General features: G+C 65.0%; 12 protein-coding genes. 5 read left to right on the top strand and 7 right to left on the bottom strand.

Annotated elements, in window-relative coordinates; all coding sequences use genetic code 11:
- Positions 1-96 precede the first annotated feature (96 nt).
- The 3 genes from ACQRBR_RS07340 to ACQRBR_RS07330 form a co-directional block, all read right to left on the bottom strand.
- Positions 97-468 carry a WG repeat-containing protein gene (locus ACQRBR_RS07340; RefSeq protein WP_303879957.1) on the bottom strand — a complete coding sequence of 124 codons (372 nt, stop codon included), beginning with the start codon at positions 466-468 and terminating at the stop codon, positions 97-99.
- A 201-nt stretch (positions 469-669) separates the two neighbouring features.
- Positions 670-1,017, bottom strand: a complete 348-nt coding sequence (locus ACQRBR_RS07335; RefSeq protein ID WP_006008791.1) for a cupin domain-containing protein — start codon at positions 1,015-1,017, stop codon at positions 670-672.
- Positions 1,018-1,069: 52 nt separating this feature from the next.
- On the bottom strand, positions 1,070-3,739 hold the full coding sequence (locus ACQRBR_RS07330; protein ID WP_427812671.1) for a mechanosensitive ion channel family protein: 2,670 nt from the start codon (positions 3,737-3,739) through the stop codon (positions 1,070-1,072).
- A gap of 187 nt (positions 3,740-3,926) precedes the next feature.
- Here ACQRBR_RS07330 and ACQRBR_RS07325 point away from each other — a divergent pair, with 187 nt between their 5' ends.
- From ACQRBR_RS07325 to ACQRBR_RS07315, 3 genes are all read left to right on the top strand, one after another.
- Positions 3,927-4,922, top strand: a complete 996-nt coding sequence (locus ACQRBR_RS07325) for a DUF362 domain-containing protein (protein WP_427812670.1) — start codon at positions 3,927-3,929, stop codon at positions 4,920-4,922.
- 37 nt (positions 4,923-4,959) lie between these two features.
- Positions 4,960-5,601: a thiamine phosphate synthase gene (thiE, locus tag ACQRBR_RS07320; protein ID WP_303954202.1), complete on the top strand. Its 642-nt coding sequence runs from the start codon at positions 4,960-4,962 to the stop codon at positions 5,599-5,601.
- Between the two features lie 74 nt (positions 5,602-5,675).
- Positions 5,676-6,350 carry a hypothetical protein gene (locus ACQRBR_RS07315; RefSeq protein ID WP_427812669.1) on the top strand — a complete coding sequence of 225 codons (675 nt, stop codon included), beginning with the start codon at positions 5,676-5,678 and terminating at the stop codon, positions 6,348-6,350.
- Between the two features lie 104 nt (positions 6,351-6,454).
- On the opposite strand, the gene ACQRBR_RS07310 is transcribed toward ACQRBR_RS07315, so the two are convergent.
- The 4 genes from ACQRBR_RS07310 to ACQRBR_RS07295 all read right to left on the bottom strand — a co-directional run bounded on the left by ACQRBR_RS07310 (position 6,455) and on the right by ACQRBR_RS07295 (position 10,141).
- A complete protein-coding gene (locus tag ACQRBR_RS07310) occupies positions 6,455-8,065 on the bottom strand; it encodes a glycosyltransferase family 9 protein (RefSeq protein ID WP_303880600.1) in 1,611 nt (536 codons plus the stop codon).
- 316 nt (positions 8,066-8,381) lie between these two features.
- On the bottom strand, positions 8,382-9,017 hold the full coding sequence (gene traT / locus ACQRBR_RS07305; RefSeq protein ID WP_303880602.1) for a complement resistance protein TraT: 636 nt from the start codon (positions 9,015-9,017) through the stop codon (positions 8,382-8,384).
- Positions 9,018-9,188: 171 nt separating this feature from the next.
- A complete protein-coding gene (locus ACQRBR_RS07300; protein WP_303880603.1) occupies positions 9,189-9,464 on the bottom strand; it encodes a hypothetical protein in 276 nt (91 codons plus the stop codon).
- A 29-nt stretch (positions 9,465-9,493) separates the two neighbouring features.
- Entirely contained in the window at positions 9,494-10,141 is a 648-nt protein-coding gene (locus tag ACQRBR_RS07295) for a hypothetical protein (RefSeq protein ID WP_303880604.1), read from the bottom strand.
- A 318-nt stretch (positions 10,142-10,459) separates the two neighbouring features.
- Here ACQRBR_RS07295 and topA point away from each other — a divergent pair, with 318 nt between their 5' ends.
- Positions 10,460-12,712 (top strand): type I DNA topoisomerase, encoded by a 2,253-nt coding sequence (gene topA / locus ACQRBR_RS07290; RefSeq protein WP_303880605.1) that lies wholly within the window; start codon positions 10,460-10,462, stop codon positions 12,710-12,712.
- On the top strand, positions 12,696-13,814 hold the full coding sequence (locus tag ACQRBR_RS07285) for an XdhC family protein (protein ID WP_427812668.1): 1,119 nt from the start codon (positions 12,696-12,698) through the stop codon (positions 13,812-13,814). Before topA ends, ACQRBR_RS07285 begins: the two co-directional genes overlap by 17 nt.
- The last annotated feature ends 128 nt before the right edge of the window (positions 13,815-13,942 follow it).

Here is a 13,942-nt window from a genome sequence, read left to right as displayed (position 1 = left end):
GCAGACCGGCGGGCACGGGCAGATCTGGGGATGCGCGCAGGACCGGGCCTGCCGGTAAAAGGGCCCGCTGGCGGCAACGGGCGGTCGTGCCTGCCTTTACGGCAGTGGGGTATCGTCGCGCGCCTGGGGCTCGTCCGTCTTTCGGCCCGTTGTGTCGATATAGTACCAGGCATCGCTTTCCCAGGACCAGTGCTCGCCGCCGGAGCCCGGGATTTCCTTGCGTTGTCCCGTGTCCGTGACTTTCGCCTTGCCGCCTTCGAAGGGGAAGGCAAAGGCGAAACGGGGCGCTATCACCACCCGGCCGCTCTCGTCCGCATAGCCCATGCGGCCCTTATCATCCACGATGCGGTACAGGCCTTCGCGGACGTAGTCGGGGCCGTTGTCATAGCGGAAGGGGACGACAGCTGGTGACGCGGCGCAGCCGCACAGGAGCAGGGCCAGCAGCAGGGAACAGCCTGTATGTTTCATGGGGCTCCTTGATGGGTGCCGGTGAGCGCTGACAGACGGGGATGGTCCCGGGCTCCGGCCCCGCCATCATGACGATGGAACAGCGTGTGTCCGGGATGGCCACCGGGCAGACAGCGGCGGCATCTTGTAGATAAACGGTATGGAAAAGCCACCCTTGCGGGTGGCTTTTTTTGTCGGGATACAAACAGGTGTTCTGCCGCCCTATTTGGTGAACAGGATCAGGCAGACCATCTCCATGTCGCCGGGGCCGTCGTTATAGACGGCATGCCATTCCCCGTCGGGACAGACGGCCGTGTCTCCGGCCTGGAGCATGACCTCGGTACCGTTGTCGTCATAGCGGCACTGGCCCTTGAGGATGTGGTAAACCTCCATGTCGCCCACATGCTGGTGACGGCCCACGGCCTCGCCGGGCCCCAGGCGCACGATGTTGAACAGGCGTCCCTTGTCGTAGAACTCGCCTTCGTTGAGGAGCTGGGTGGCGTGGATCAGGCCCGGGCCTCCGGCGATCTGTTTGTCGAAGCGGATGTGGTCTTCCTTGCGGCGGATCATGGTTCCCTCCTGGAGGTTGGACGGGGCTTGTGCCCCGTCATGGGCGCACGGATCAGGCCGTCAGCTGACGGTCCTCATCAGTAGGCATGTCGTCATCGACCGCAGGCCGGGGCCGCGACACCAGCTTGCCGCCGGGACGGGGCTTGCGGTTGCGCAGGGGACGCTGGGGCCGGGCGCTGCCGCGCGGGGCGCGACGGTCGGCAGGCGAGTCGGGCAGGGCCGCCGTGGGGCGCGTGGCCATGTCACGCGGGCTCCGGGCACGGGGCGGCATGTCCTTGATATGCACGTCCATCTGCGGGAAAGCAATCTCGATGTTGTGCTTGCGGAACAGCTGATCGATCTCGAACAGCAGTTCCGAAGCCGTCTTGACGCTGACATCGTAGTCCCGCACCCAGAAACGCAGGGTGAAGTCCAGGGTGCTGGCGCCGAAGTTGGAGAACAGCACCACCGGTGCGGGGTACTTGAGGATGTCGCTGTGTCCGTTGGCCACGGAGGCCAGCAGTTTCATGACCAGGCTGGTATCGCTGCCGTAGGCCACGCCCACCACCACGTCACGGCGCACCGTACGGCTGTTGCGTGTCCAGTTGATGAGGCGCGTGGACACGAACTCGGAGTTGGGCACGTAGATGACGGCGTTATCGTAGGTCTCCACGATGGTGGCGCGCACGCTGATCTTGCGCACGCGACCCGTGGTGGTACCCACTTCCACCACGTCGCCCACCTGCATGGTTCGGCTGAAGATGAGGATCAGGCCGGAGAGGAAGTTGTTGATGATGGTCTGCATGCCGAAACCGATACCGACGGACAGACCACCGGCAACCATGGCCAGGTTGCTCAGTTCCATGCCCAGCGAGCGCAGGGTGAACAGGCCGAAGAACGCCCACAGGGCGTAGGTGAAGGCCGTCTGCAGAGGCTGGATGAGCGTGGGGTCGATGCGCAGACCGCGGCTGGGCATGCGCGAGAGGAAGAGCGTGCCCATGCGTACGGCGGTACGGGTCAGGAAGAAGACGCTGATGATGAGCAGCACCTGCACCATGTTGAAGCGCGTCTCACCCACATTGACACCCTGGAGCACGAAGTCCTGCAACAGGGAAAGGCCGCCGGGCAGGGTGCAGACCCACAGGGACATGCCGCCGATGGCCAGCAGCAGGATGACCGGCGCGGCCAGGGCCAGCATGAGGCTGGAGAAGGCCGCCGAGCCGCCCTCGTCGGGCAGCTGGTCATTGTAGCGGTTGATGGCCGACATGCTGGCCACACTGATCTGCAGGGCCAGCGAGCAGGAAACGTAGAACAGGTACAGGCCCATACTGAAGATGTGCAGGCCCATGATGGCCAGCACCAGGGTCACCCAAAAGATGAAGGCGCTGCCCGACAGGAGGGTGGACTCGAGCTGGGTGCTGGCTTCCAGGGTGTGGCTCTTGGCGCGCCACAGACGGTGCAGGAGCATGAGCACCACCCAGGCGATGAGGGTCACCACCGGCGGCAGGGGCAGATAGATCAAAATGTAGGAAAAGAGCGTCAGGGGGATAAGCTGCCACAGGGGGTTGTTGACGGCGGCCTTGTCCGGGTGCTGCAAGCGGCGCAGGTCCCAGGCCAGGAAGACTTCGCCGATGATGATGCTCAGGTTGCCCAGGGCCAGGAAGCAGCGGAACACATCGCCGTGGGCGGACAGCGACGAGGCCAGCAGGGACAGGCCCAGGCCGATCCAGGGCAGGCTCACATGGAACATGTGGCGGCCCACCTCGCCGTGGGTCTCGGAATTGCGCCAGCGGCGGTAGAGCACCATGCCGGTGAACAGCACCAGCAAGAGGCAGATGGTGAAGCGCAGGCCGGCCGTATGCCAGTCATCGGCGCTGACGGGGATCTCCACGGGCAGGCGCAGCTGGATGCCCTGCCAGACATATTGCAGGCGCTTGGGCACGGTCTCCCAGGTCTCAAGGCTGAGATAGGGCACCGGGCTTTGCAGGTAGTAGTCCCGCCACAGCTGGGGCAGCATGGTGGCGATGTCCTTCTGCGCTTTTTTCAGGTCGGCCATCATGTCCTGGGTGGGCGACAGCACGGAATCATAGCGCTTGATGACATCGGTCAGGCTTTTCTGAGCCTTGGTGACCTGACGCGAGTACTCGCGGATCTCGGCGTTGGACGGCAGATCCTTGGTCTCGGGCAGGCTCTCGGCCAGATGATTGACGCGCTCCAGCAGGGAATTGACGCTGTTGCGGGCCAGCAGCACGGGATCGATGACCTGCTGCATCTGCTGCACGGTGAAGGAAATACGGCGGTCCAGGGCTTCCAGCGGGTTGGGCCAGTTCTTGAACGTGTTGATGAGCAGGAGCAGGCGGCGGGCCTCCTCGACGATGGGCCGCGCCTGCTTGGACATGGTCTCCGCCTGCTTGTTGATGTCACGCACCAGGCCGCGCGTGCTGCTGTTGATGTCGTCCAGCATGTCCTTCTGGCCGGCCCAGATGTTCTCCAGCGGGTCCACCGTGGGAGCGGCGTCGGCTTCGGCAGGGGCGCTGGAAGCGGCTTTTTTGTCCTGGGCCTTGTCGTCCTTTTTGGTGTCGGCTTTGCCGTCGTTTTTCTGGGGCGCTTCATCGGCCAGGGCACAGGTCGGGCCGACGAGGGAGGTCAGCTCCCGGCAGGCGTCTCCGGAGAGAGCCGGCACGAGGCTGAGGACGGTCAGCAGCATGAGAACGGGCAGGGAACGGAGCAGGCAGCGATACATGGTCCACCTCAGGGAAAGGCCCCTGCCGGAAAGGGACAGGGGCATCATGGCATTGAAAAGCCAGCAATAGCGCAAGATGTGCTGGTTGAAAAGAGCATCTGCCCGGTAAAAGCGGCTTTTTTCCCTTTCCGGGAACAGGCGGATGGCCCGGCTTTACAAGCCCTTCCGTGCCCGGCATAGTGGGCGCATGTCCCAGAGCCTCTCTTCTTCCCCCCATCTGGATGTCCCGGCCTCTGCCCCCAGGGTAGCTGTTGCCCTGCAACGCTTTTCCCCCGCCGACAGCGGAGCCGTGCCCCAGGCCCTGCCCCTCCTTCTCGACCGCGCGGGCCTGGCCTCGTCCTTTTCCCTGCGTTCGGCTCATGTGCTGGTCAAACCCAATCTGCTGACGGCCACGCCCCTGGCCTGCACCAGCCCCATGGTGGTGGCCGCCGTTTGTCGCTGGCTGCTGGACCAGGGGGCCCGCGTGCGGGTGGGGGATTCGCCCGGTTTCGGGACGGCCACGGCCGTGGCCCGGCAGACAGGCGTGGAAGAGGCCCTGCGGCCGCTGGGCCTGCGGGTGGAGTCCCTGGCCGATCCCCGTCCCCTGGAGCTGCCCCTGCGCCGGGGCGGGCCCGTTTCCTTCGGGGTGGCCCGGGTGGCGCTGGAAAGCGACGTCATCTTTTCCCTGCCCCGGGTCAAGGCCCATTCCCAGATGCGTCTGACTCTGGCGGTCAAGAACCTGTTCGGCTGCGTCTGCGGTCTGCGCAAGGCCCTCATCCATACGCGGCAGGGACAGGAGCCCGACTTTTTCGCCGACTGCATCGCCGCCCTCTGGGCCGGTCTGCCGTCGGTGGCCGCCGTGGCCGACGGCCTGACCGCCATGCATGTGACGGGCCCCAGCAAGGGGCAGCCCTTCCCCCTGGGGCTGCTGGGGGCCAGCCCCTCGGCCGTGGCCCTGGACGAGGCCCTGTGCGCGGTGCTGGGACTGCCCCTGGCCGGCACGCCCCTGGGCGCGGCCCTGGAACGCCGGGAAGCGCCGGGGTGCCGCCGTGCTGGCTGGCAGCCCGACTATGTGCTGGCCCGGCCCGAAGATTTCGACAGTACGGGCTTCATCCTGCCGGACGAGCTGATGCACACCTCGTTCCGGCCCTGGCGCCTGTTCAAGAGTTGCCTGCGCCGCCTGTGGCTGGCGCGCCGAAAATAACGAAAGCTGCTCCCCCACGGGGAGCGAGGAGTTGACCATGCCTGTGATCCTGCCGGGCCAGACCGACATCTACGCCCTGACCGATGCCCGCCTTTCCTGCGGCCGCACGCTGGAGACCGTGGTCTCCGCCCTGCTGGGGGCCGGGGTCAAGATCATCCAGTATCGTGAAAAGCATATGAAATCCGGTGAGATGCTGGAAGAATGCCGTCTGATGCGCCGCCTGACCCGCGAGGCCGGGGCCTGCTTCATCGTGGACGACCATGTGGACCTTGCCATCCTGGCCGAAGCCGACGGCGTGCACATCGGACAGGAGGACTTCCCCCTGCCTGCGGTGCGCCAGCTTGTGGGTCCCAACATGTGCATAGGCCTGTCCACCCACAGCCCGGAACAGGCCAAGGCCGCCGTGGCCGTGGGGGCCGACTACATCGGCGTGGGGCCCATCTTCGCCACCAAGACCAAGGAAGACGTGGTGGCCCCGGTGGGCTTCGATTATCTGGACTGGGTGGCCGCCAACATCAGCATTCCCTTTGTGGCCATCGGCGGCATCAAGGAACACAACATCACGGATGTGGCCCGGCACGGGGCCCGCTGCTGCGCCCTGGTCTCCGAACTGGTGGGCGCCCCCGACATCGCCGCCAAGGTGCAGGCCGTACGCGCCGCCATGCAGCGGGGGATGTAGGATATGATTTCTTGAGGGGCGGGGGACCCCCTCCCCAGCGCGCTTTATTCCGTCTTTCCTGAGCGAGGAGATGTATGGATAATCCGTGGTGTCTTCTTCCAGAAGCGCGGCCTTTCGTCTTGCAGGCCGATGCGGCAGTGGTCTCTGCATTCAACCAGAAATATGCCGGGACTCCCTATGAGCTGCATACCGAATTGCCCCCGGAACCCTTTTCAGGCCGTCTGGACGCACCTGTCGTCCTACTGAACTTGAATCCGGGATACAGCGAAGATGATGCGGCTATCATGCTTGGCAATGCAAAATTTCAGCAAGCCATGAAAAATACGCGTGGATTTTCCGCACAGGACTATCCATTCTACCACTTGAATCCTTGTTTTAAACAAGGGAACAAGGGATATGATTATTGGGTGGATAAATTTAGGAAACTCTTTGAAATTGATTTTGATTTAAAGAAATGCGCCAATAGTTTTTTACTCTTGCAGGCATATCCATATAAGTCAAAAGAATTTAAGAAGATGCCACTCTTACCTTCTTTCGACTTCACGCGGCGCATCCTGCTCGCTGCAATGAACAGAAGGGCGTTAGTCGTTCAATTGCGGAGCAAAAAAATATGGGAAGAGGCTGTTCCGGGGCTGGCGACATATCCCCGGCGGATCGAGTGTCGTAATCCAAGGCGTCCAACGCTCAGTCCCGGGAATCTGGGCAGTGAAGGCTGGCGGATTCTGCTCTCTGCCCTTGATGCAGGATGATCGAAAAGAAAAAAGAAAGAGGCGACTGTCAATGACGGTCGCCTCTTTCGTTTCAGCTAGATAATGGAATAACGCGCGTCCCCGGCGAAGTCCGATGACAGGCCTTAATCGAAGCTCTTGGCCCAGCGCAGGATATGAGCGTGCAGCAGGCGCACGGCCTGAAGGAAGCGGGGGCCGCGGCCCTGGTAGTGCTGGCAGAGCTGGTGCCAGAAAAAGGCCATGCTGGCCAGCTCCGGGCAGGACTGCATGTGCTGGAGGATGGTCATGCACAGGGGGTGGCCCGTGGGATCGAAGCTCTCCGGCAGGGGGGCGCATTCCTGCAGCAGGGTCTGGAGCAGGTGGGCGCAATGGCTCAGGGCTTTGCCCACGCGGGCCGCGAACTGGCTGGAATAGTTGGGGCAGGCCATGCTCAGGGGCACATTGGTCAGGGGCGTGGGCTCCGTGGCCCCGGAGGTCAGGTCATCCAGGATGCGGCGCCAGTAGACGCGCTGCTGGCAGAGCCAGAGGGTGCGGTCATCGGCCTTGTGGTCGGACAGGCAGGTGGTGGTGATGAAGCCGCGCGAGTCGGTGGCCGTCTGCCAGATGCGGGCCTCACGGCAGGCCGAGATGGTGATGCCTTCGCTCCACTGGCCGCTGGTGAGCTTGGCCAGCACCAGGTCGGCCACGATGGAGGCGCTGATGTGGTGACGGCACTTCTCGCCCAGGACGCAGTCGTGGTCATGCGGGCAGGGATGGCAGGGCAGGGTGGGCTCCAGGCAGCAGCTGCCGGGCAGGTAGGGGCCGGTATCGCAGGGCTGGGCCGTGGCCAGGAAGATGGAGAGCAGGGGCAGGCCAAGACCGGCAGCCAGATGCATGGTACCGGTATTGTTGGTGACCAGCATGGCCATCTCGCGCAGGACGGCGCCCAGCTCGAAGATATTGGTCTGCCCCACCACGTCCACGAAGGGGGTGCTGGTCAGGCGGGCGTATTCGTCGGCCAGGGGGCGTTCCGAGGCCTCGCCCAGCAGGACGGGGCAGATGCCCTCTTCCTGCCAGATGCGCTTGCCCAGCTCCACGAAGTGACTCACCGGCCACTGGCGGCGTTTTTCGCTGGCGCCCAGCTGCATGCCGATGAAGCCGTGCCGGATCACCGGCGCGTGGGCCAGCAGGCGGCGGGCCGTCTCGCGGGCCTCGGTGCCCAGTTCGCTGAGCAGGCCGGAGCCGGGCTGGGAGAGCAGCTGGCTGGAAAGGCCGCCCAGCAGGGGAGCGCCGGTCATGCGGAACATGTCGGCCAGGTTGAAGGGCGCGTTGCTCTGGCGCAGCTCGGCGGCATGGAGGAAGGCGGGCCAGAGGCCGTCCACGCGCGGACGCCCCTTGTGATCCAGACCGAAGCCCAGCACGGCCTCGGGCGCGGGGGCCAGGGCGGTGGCCAGCAGACGGGCGGGCATGCTGGGCGTCAGGTTGATGATGTGGTCGGCCTGCACGGTGGCGCGCAGGTTTTCGGCCCACGCCTGCAGTTCGTGGCGGGTGGCGTCGGCCTGTTCGGGGCTGACCAGGTGATCAGGCACGGTGAGCAGAGGGCTGGCAAATTGCAGCAGGCCCTCGGTGTCCGCGTATTTTTCCAGACAAAGCAGCGTGGTGCTGCGCCCGGCCTTGTGCAGGTCGTGCAGCAGGGGCTGGCTGAGCAGCAGATCCCCGAAGCGGTTCAGATTGATGACAAGAGCATCCAGACGCATGACAGTTTCCTTGCGGAGGGTGAAGATTCCCGTGGTGCGGGGCACGCTGACGGGGGGAGCTTTCTAGCAGAACTGGGCGCGGACGTCCAGACGGGGACGGGGATCGGAAAGGGATCAGCGGGAAAAGCGGCAGCGCGGCAGGGGACCGGGGAGGCCGCCCTATCTCGACACGCCGTCCATACCCGGCGGCCGTCAGGCACGCACGGATCGTCCGTTGCCGGACGGACGCAAAAGATGGCCCCGCCTCTCCGGAAGGTACCGGGGCGGACCAAGGTCAGCGCTGCGGGCCAGCGCCGGCGCCGGATGCAGGTGCCTGTCAGGGACGCCGTTCGTCCTGCGGCTGTGCCGGGGCCTGTTCCTGGGGGGCCGTGCTGAAGGGCGAGGTGATCTCCCTGGCCAGCAGGGTCACGAAGAGGGCCGGGATCCCGGAATCCACGCTGAACTCACGGCGGGCCAGCAGGCCTGTGCGCATCTGGCTGCTGCCGCGGGCATTACGGCTGCCCACGTTCTGGAGCATGAAGCGCTTGGGGCGTTTGTCGCTGGGGACGCGGCGCTGCACCAGCAGGATGTCCGAAAGGACGAGGGTCGCGCCCTTGCCGGAAAGTTCCGACGGTGCCCCGTAGCCGCCTTCGACCATGCGATGGGCCGATGCGGCGTCGGTGATGCCGGCTTCCAGCACGCTGGCCTGGATGATGAACCCGGCCTGGCTGGGGTTGTCGGTGATGTCGTACTTTTCGGCGCGCAGCAGGCGCTCCACTTCGGCGCGCAGGCCGAAGACATGGCGGCTCTGGTCGCGGACGCTGACGTAGACCACAGGCGTGGTGTCATCGTCGGCCGGGGCCAGAGAGCCCTGGCGCAGGACCTGGATGTCGGTGGGGGCGGGCTGCCGGTGCTTGCAGCCCGGAAGCAGCAGCAACAGCAGCGCGAGGAGGAGAAAAAGCGTTTTTTTCATGCGTCTCCGGGACGGCGACAGGGCTTGCGGCCCCTGCGGGAGAGCTGCCCACGCCACGCGGCAGCGGGCACGATGGCAGGGGGACCGGCGCGTCCGGAGCGGACGCGGTACTGTCTCCGAGGTCAGCCCTATACCGCAGAAATCACAGGCATGTCCAGCAGGGCCGGAAAGCTATGGTTCGACACAGTGGAAGACGATGGCCGCGGTTGTATAGGTATTGCTGCTGTGGAGGTCGATGGTGTCGACAGACAGGGCCTGTCCTTTGCTGCGGCAGAATGCTTGAGCTTCTTCAAAGGCCTGCTTGCGTGCTGAGGTCGGTCCATAGAATTCGCTATCGACATCGACGGAAAGGGAATACCGGTTGGGGGAAAATTCCATAACCCCGGATGATGAGGTGCAGGCGGTGAGGAAAAGGCAGATGATGGCGATAAGATGGCCAGGTTTCATAAAGGTTCCTTGTCAAGCAGGTATCCGGATCACAGGACCCTGATGGATTCCAGGATGGTACGGCACAGGGCGTCTTCCAGTCCGGCAAAGGCCTCTTCCTTGCTGCGGGGATTGCCGCGGCTGGTCACGGCAACGGTATGCAGGCTGTCCTTGTCGGGGATGCGGCGGGCAGCCGTGCCCACGGCGGCTTCCATGGCCCAGCTGGTGTAGCTGTCGCCCGCGTCGTGCAGGGTGGCGCCCACGCCCACCGTGGCGCCGATGCCGGCCCCCACGATGGCGCCGCCGCGCCCGTCCACCAGGCCGCCCAGCAGTACGCCCAGCATGGTGCCGGTGCCTACGTTGCCCAACGTACGTCCGGCGCTCACCCGGCTGCCGTCGCTGGTGGCCCAGACATCGCGGATCTCCACCAGGATCACCAGGTCGGCTTCCTTGACGTCCGAGGCCGGGTTCAGGCCGCGTTCGCTCTGCAGGTAGGCCGTGAGCATGGAGTGCAGGTCTTCCGTCATGCTCTTGCCGTTTTCGATCTTGACGAAGACTCTGTCGCCTCGTTCCAGGGTGACGGCGGGCAGGGGGGCGCCGGGTTCCGGTGCCGGGCGGGCATCGTGCGAGGCGCAGGCCCCCAGGGCCAGGGACAGAAGCAGGAGGAAAAGCAGGCTCAGGATACGGTGCGGATGCATGGCGGCTCCTTGGAGGAGAAGGACGATCCCGGTCATTTATATGTTGTATCCCAGGCCGGTAGGCCTGTCCAGACGTCGGAAAAGGCGCGTCCGAAGCCCTTGCGGCGGCGTAGCGGGCTTGACGTGGCTGCATTTTGCCGTATCCTCCGCGCACACGGCAGGCCTGAGGGCCCTTGCCGCGGACCTGGCAGCCCGGCTTTTCCTCTGCTTCTTTTTCCTTCCGGGCAGCCTCAAGGCAGCATGAACGGTCCACAGGACCGTCTTTTTTCATTCAACTCCTGCCACTGCCGTCCGGCAGTCGGATGGACAAGGGACATCATGGGCAAGCAGCTGATCATCGTGGAATCGCCGGCCAAGGTGAAGACCATCAAGAAATTTCTGGGACCGCAGTACATGGTGCAGGCCAGCGTGGGCCATGTGCGCGACCTGCCGTCCAGCAGTCTGGGCGTGGACGAAGCCAACGATTTTGCCCCCCAGTACGAGATCATCGACAATAAGAAGAACGTGGTCAGCGAGCTGCGCAGCGCCGCAGCCAAGGCCGACACCGTCTATCTGGCCCCCGACCCGGACCGCGAAGGGGAGGCCATCGCCTGGCATGTGGCGGAGCTGATCCGCGACAAGGCCAAGGACATCAAGCGCATCCAGTTCAACGAGATCACCGCCCGCGCCGTCAAGGAGGCCCTGGCCCATCCGCGCGAGCTCAACCAGCATCTTTTCGATGCCCAGCAGGCCCGGCGCGTGCTGGACCGTCTGGTGGGCTACAAGATCTCGCCCCTGCTCTGGAAGACCATCAAGCGCGGCATCTCCGCCGGGCGCGTACAGTCCGTGGCCCTGCGCCTCATCGTGGAGCGCGAGGCCGAGCGTGCCGCCTTCAAGCCGGAAGAATACTGGCTGTTCAAGGCCCTGCTGGGCGCCGAGGTGCCGCCCTCCGTGCGTGCGGAACTGGCACGCATCGGCGGCAAGAAGGCCGTGATCCGCAATGCCGAGGAGGCCAACGCCCTGGAGGCCGAGCTCAAGGGCCAGCCCTTCGTGGTGGAGAGCGTGGAGCAGAAGGAGCGCGAGCGCGCGCCGCAGCCGCCCTTCATCACCTCCACCCTGCAGCAGGCCGCCAACCAGCGCCTTTCCTACACGGCCAAGCGCACCATGAACATCGCCCAGCGCCTCTACGAAGGCGTGGAGATGGAAGACGGCAGCATCACGGCCCTCATCACCTACATGCGTACCGACTCCACCCGCATCGCCGACGAGGCCCGGCAGGCGGCGCACGACTTCATCCAGCGCGAGTTCGGCAACGATTATTTGCCGGCCAAAAAGCGCGTTTACAAGACCAAGAGCGGCGCGCAGGACGCCCACGAAGCCATCCGGCCCGTGGATGTGAACATCACGCCCGAGATGGTCAAGGCGGCCCTGCCCCCGGACCAGTACAACCTGTACCGCCTGATCTGGTCGCGCTTCGTGGCCTCGCAGATGGCCGGGGCCCGCTTCCACGACACCACGGTGACCGTGGCCTGCGGCCGCACCCAGTGGAAGGCCAAGGGCGAGCGCCTGCTCTTCCCCGGCTTTTTGGCCGTGCTGCCCCGCGGCAAGGACGAAGGCGATGCCGAGCTGCCGCCCCTGGAGCCCGGCCAGACCCTGAAGCTGGAGAAGCTGGACAAGGAACAGAAGTTCACCCAGCCCCCGGCCCGCTACAGCGAAGCCAGCCTGGTGCGCGAGCTGGAAGAGCAGGGCATCGGCCGTCCCTCCACCTACGCCAGCATCATTTCCACCCTGCAGGACCGCGAATACGTGAGCCTGCAGGACCGCCACTTCATCCCCACGGATCTGGGGCGCGTGGTCTGCGAGCAGTTGGTGCAGCATTTCCCGCATCTCATGGACGTGGGCTTCACGGCCGAGATGGAAAGCCTGCTGGACAAGGTGGCCGACGGAGACCAGCAGTGGGTGGACCTGATGCATGCCTTTGCCGCGGATTTCAACCCCACGCTGGCGGCTGCCGCCAAGAACATGCAGAGCGTCAAAGGCGGCCTGCCTACCGATCTGGCCTGCCCCGACTGCGGCAAACCCCTGATGATCAAGTTCGGCAAGGCCGGGCCCTTCCTGGCCTGCAGCGGCTATCCCGACTGCCGTTTCACCAGCAATTTCCAGCGCACCGAGGACGGCCGTCTGGAGATCGTGGCCCCGCAGAAGCCCGAACTGGAAAAGGTGGGCGAATGTCCGCGCTGCGGCAAGGATCTGGTCATCAAGCACGCCCGTACGGGCAGCCGCTTCATCGCTTGCACGGGCTACCCGGACTGCAACTATACCGCGCCCATGGCCACGGGCGTCATGTGTCCGCGCTGCGGCGAAGGCCGCATGGTGGAAAAGAGCACCAAGCGCGGCAAGCTTTTCTATTCCTGCGACCGCTACCCGCAATGTGATTTCGCCCTGTGGGACAAGCCCGTGCCCGGTCCCTGCCCGCGCTGTGATTCCTCCTATCTGGTGGAGAAGCGCGGTCGCGACGGCAGCGTCAAGATCATGTGCCCCACCAAGGGCTGCGGCTATGTGAAAGGAGGCGACGATGGACAGGATGCCTAACGCGCCGGCCTCGCCGGTGCTGGTGAGCGCCCCGGTGGATGGCCTGGGCGTACCGCTGAATCTGGAGGCCCGTGCGGCCCGGCTGCTGGACGAAGGGCAGGCCGTGGTCCTGCTGACCGTGGTGGAGCGCGAAGGCTCGGCCCCGCGTGCCGCCGGTACCCGTGCCCTGCTGACCGCTGCCGGTCTGGAAGGCACCGTGGGCGGCGGTCTGCTGGAGGCCCGCGCCGTGGAGGCGGCCAACGTCTGCCTGAAGGAAGGACGCTCCGCCCGGGTGCGTTGCGACCTCACCGGTCTTGGCCCCGACAGCGACATGATCTGCGGCGGCAGCATGGATCTGCTCTGTGAATATCTGATGCCTGCGCAGGCGCCCCTGTTCCGTGCGGCGGACGCGGCCCTGAAAGCCGGGCTTACCGGCATCTGGCTGCTGGACGTGAGCCGTGCCGACGCGCCCGTGCGCGACCTGTATCTGGATGCCCTGCCCGAAGGCCGGCCCCTGGTGGCGGGCCTGCATGAAGGCGCGGAGGATGTCCGCCCCCTGCTGGCCGGTCGTAAGGGTCGTCCCGGCCTGGTGCGGGAAGGCCTGGTGGAACGCTATGTGGAGGCCCTGGATGCGCCGCCGGTGCTGCTGCTCTGCGGCGGCGGCCATGTGTCGCTGGAGACGGCCCGTCTGGCCCATGCCGCCGGTTTCGTGGTGGACGTGGTGGACGACCGCGCGGAGTTCGCCGATCCCCGGCGTTTCCCCATGGCCCGGCGTTGCCTGACCCTGCCTGCCTTTGAGGATCTGGCCGCCCGCTGCGGCATCGGCCGGCACCATTATGTGGCCATCATGACCCGCGGCCACAGCTTCGACCGTGAGGTCCTGGCCCAGGCCCTGGAAACGGATGCCTTCTATATTGGTATGATCGGCAGCAGCAGCAAAAAAGCCTCGGTCTACAAGGCGCTGCGTGCGCAGGGCGTCAGCGATGCGGCCCTGGACAAGGTCTGCTGCCCCATCGGTCTGGGCATCGGCGCGGACACGCCGCAGCAGATCGCCGTCTCCGTGGTGGCCGAGCTCATGGCCGCCAGGGCAGGGACGCTGGGCGCTCTTCGGGCGGCCCGCTGAGGCCCGGAAGGCCCCTAAAAAAGTGGTGTAAAAAATTAGTTAATCATTTCAATTGGTTACAAGAAAAAAGTACGGTTCGTTAACCCATTGGAATAAAAGGATTTTTCTTTATTGAACTTTAAGAGCAA

This window comes from Desulfovibrio sp. SGI.133, from assembly GCF_050313955.1.
GTDB lineage: Bacteria > Desulfobacterota > Desulfovibrionia > Desulfovibrionales > Desulfovibrionaceae > Desulfovibrio.
The sequence above is the reverse complement of the archived record's forward strand: the minus strand, read 5'-3'. Positions and strand labels throughout refer to the sequence as shown.

Bases quoted from the DNA above. Each gene is read 5' to 3' on its own strand.
- ACQRBR_RS07340 (WP_303879957.1), bottom strand. From the start codon at position 468: ATGAAACATACAGGCTGTTCCCTGCTGCTGGCCCTGCTCCTGTGCGGC.
- ACQRBR_RS07335 (WP_006008791.1), bottom strand. From the start codon at position 1,017: ATGATCCGCCGCAAGGAAGACCACATCCGCTTCGACAAACAGATCGCC.
- ACQRBR_RS07330 (WP_427812671.1), bottom strand. From the start codon at position 3,739: ATGTATCGCTGCCTGCTCCGTTCCCTGCCCGTTCTCATGCTGCTGACC.
- ACQRBR_RS07325 (WP_427812670.1), top strand. From the start codon at position 3,927: ATGTCCCAGAGCCTCTCTTCTTCCCCCCATCTGGATGTCCCGGCCTCT.
- thiE (WP_303954202.1), top strand. From the start codon at position 4,960: ATGCCTGTGATCCTGCCGGGCCAGACCGACATCTACGCCCTGACCGAT.
- ACQRBR_RS07315 (WP_427812669.1), top strand. From the start codon at position 5,676: ATGGATAATCCGTGGTGTCTTCTTCCAGAAGCGCGGCCTTTCGTCTTG.
- ACQRBR_RS07310 (WP_303880600.1), bottom strand. From the start codon at position 8,065: ATGCGTCTGGATGCTCTTGTCATCAATCTGAACCGCTTCGGGGATCTG.
- traT (WP_303880602.1), bottom strand. From the start codon at position 9,017: ATGAAAAAAACGCTTTTTCTCCTCCTCGCGCTGCTGTTGCTGCTGCTT.
- ACQRBR_RS07300 (WP_303880603.1), bottom strand. From the start codon at position 9,464: ATGAAACCTGGCCATCTTATCGCCATCATCTGCCTTTTCCTCACCGCC.
- ACQRBR_RS07295 (WP_303880604.1), bottom strand. From the start codon at position 10,141: ATGCATCCGCACCGTATCCTGAGCCTGCTTTTCCTCCTGCTTCTGTCC.
- topA (WP_303880605.1), top strand. From the start codon at position 10,460: ATGGGCAAGCAGCTGATCATCGTGGAATCGCCGGCCAAGGTGAAGACC.
- ACQRBR_RS07285 (WP_427812668.1), top strand. From the start codon at position 12,696: ATGGACAGGATGCCTAACGCGCCGGCCTCGCCGGTGCTGGTGAGCGCC.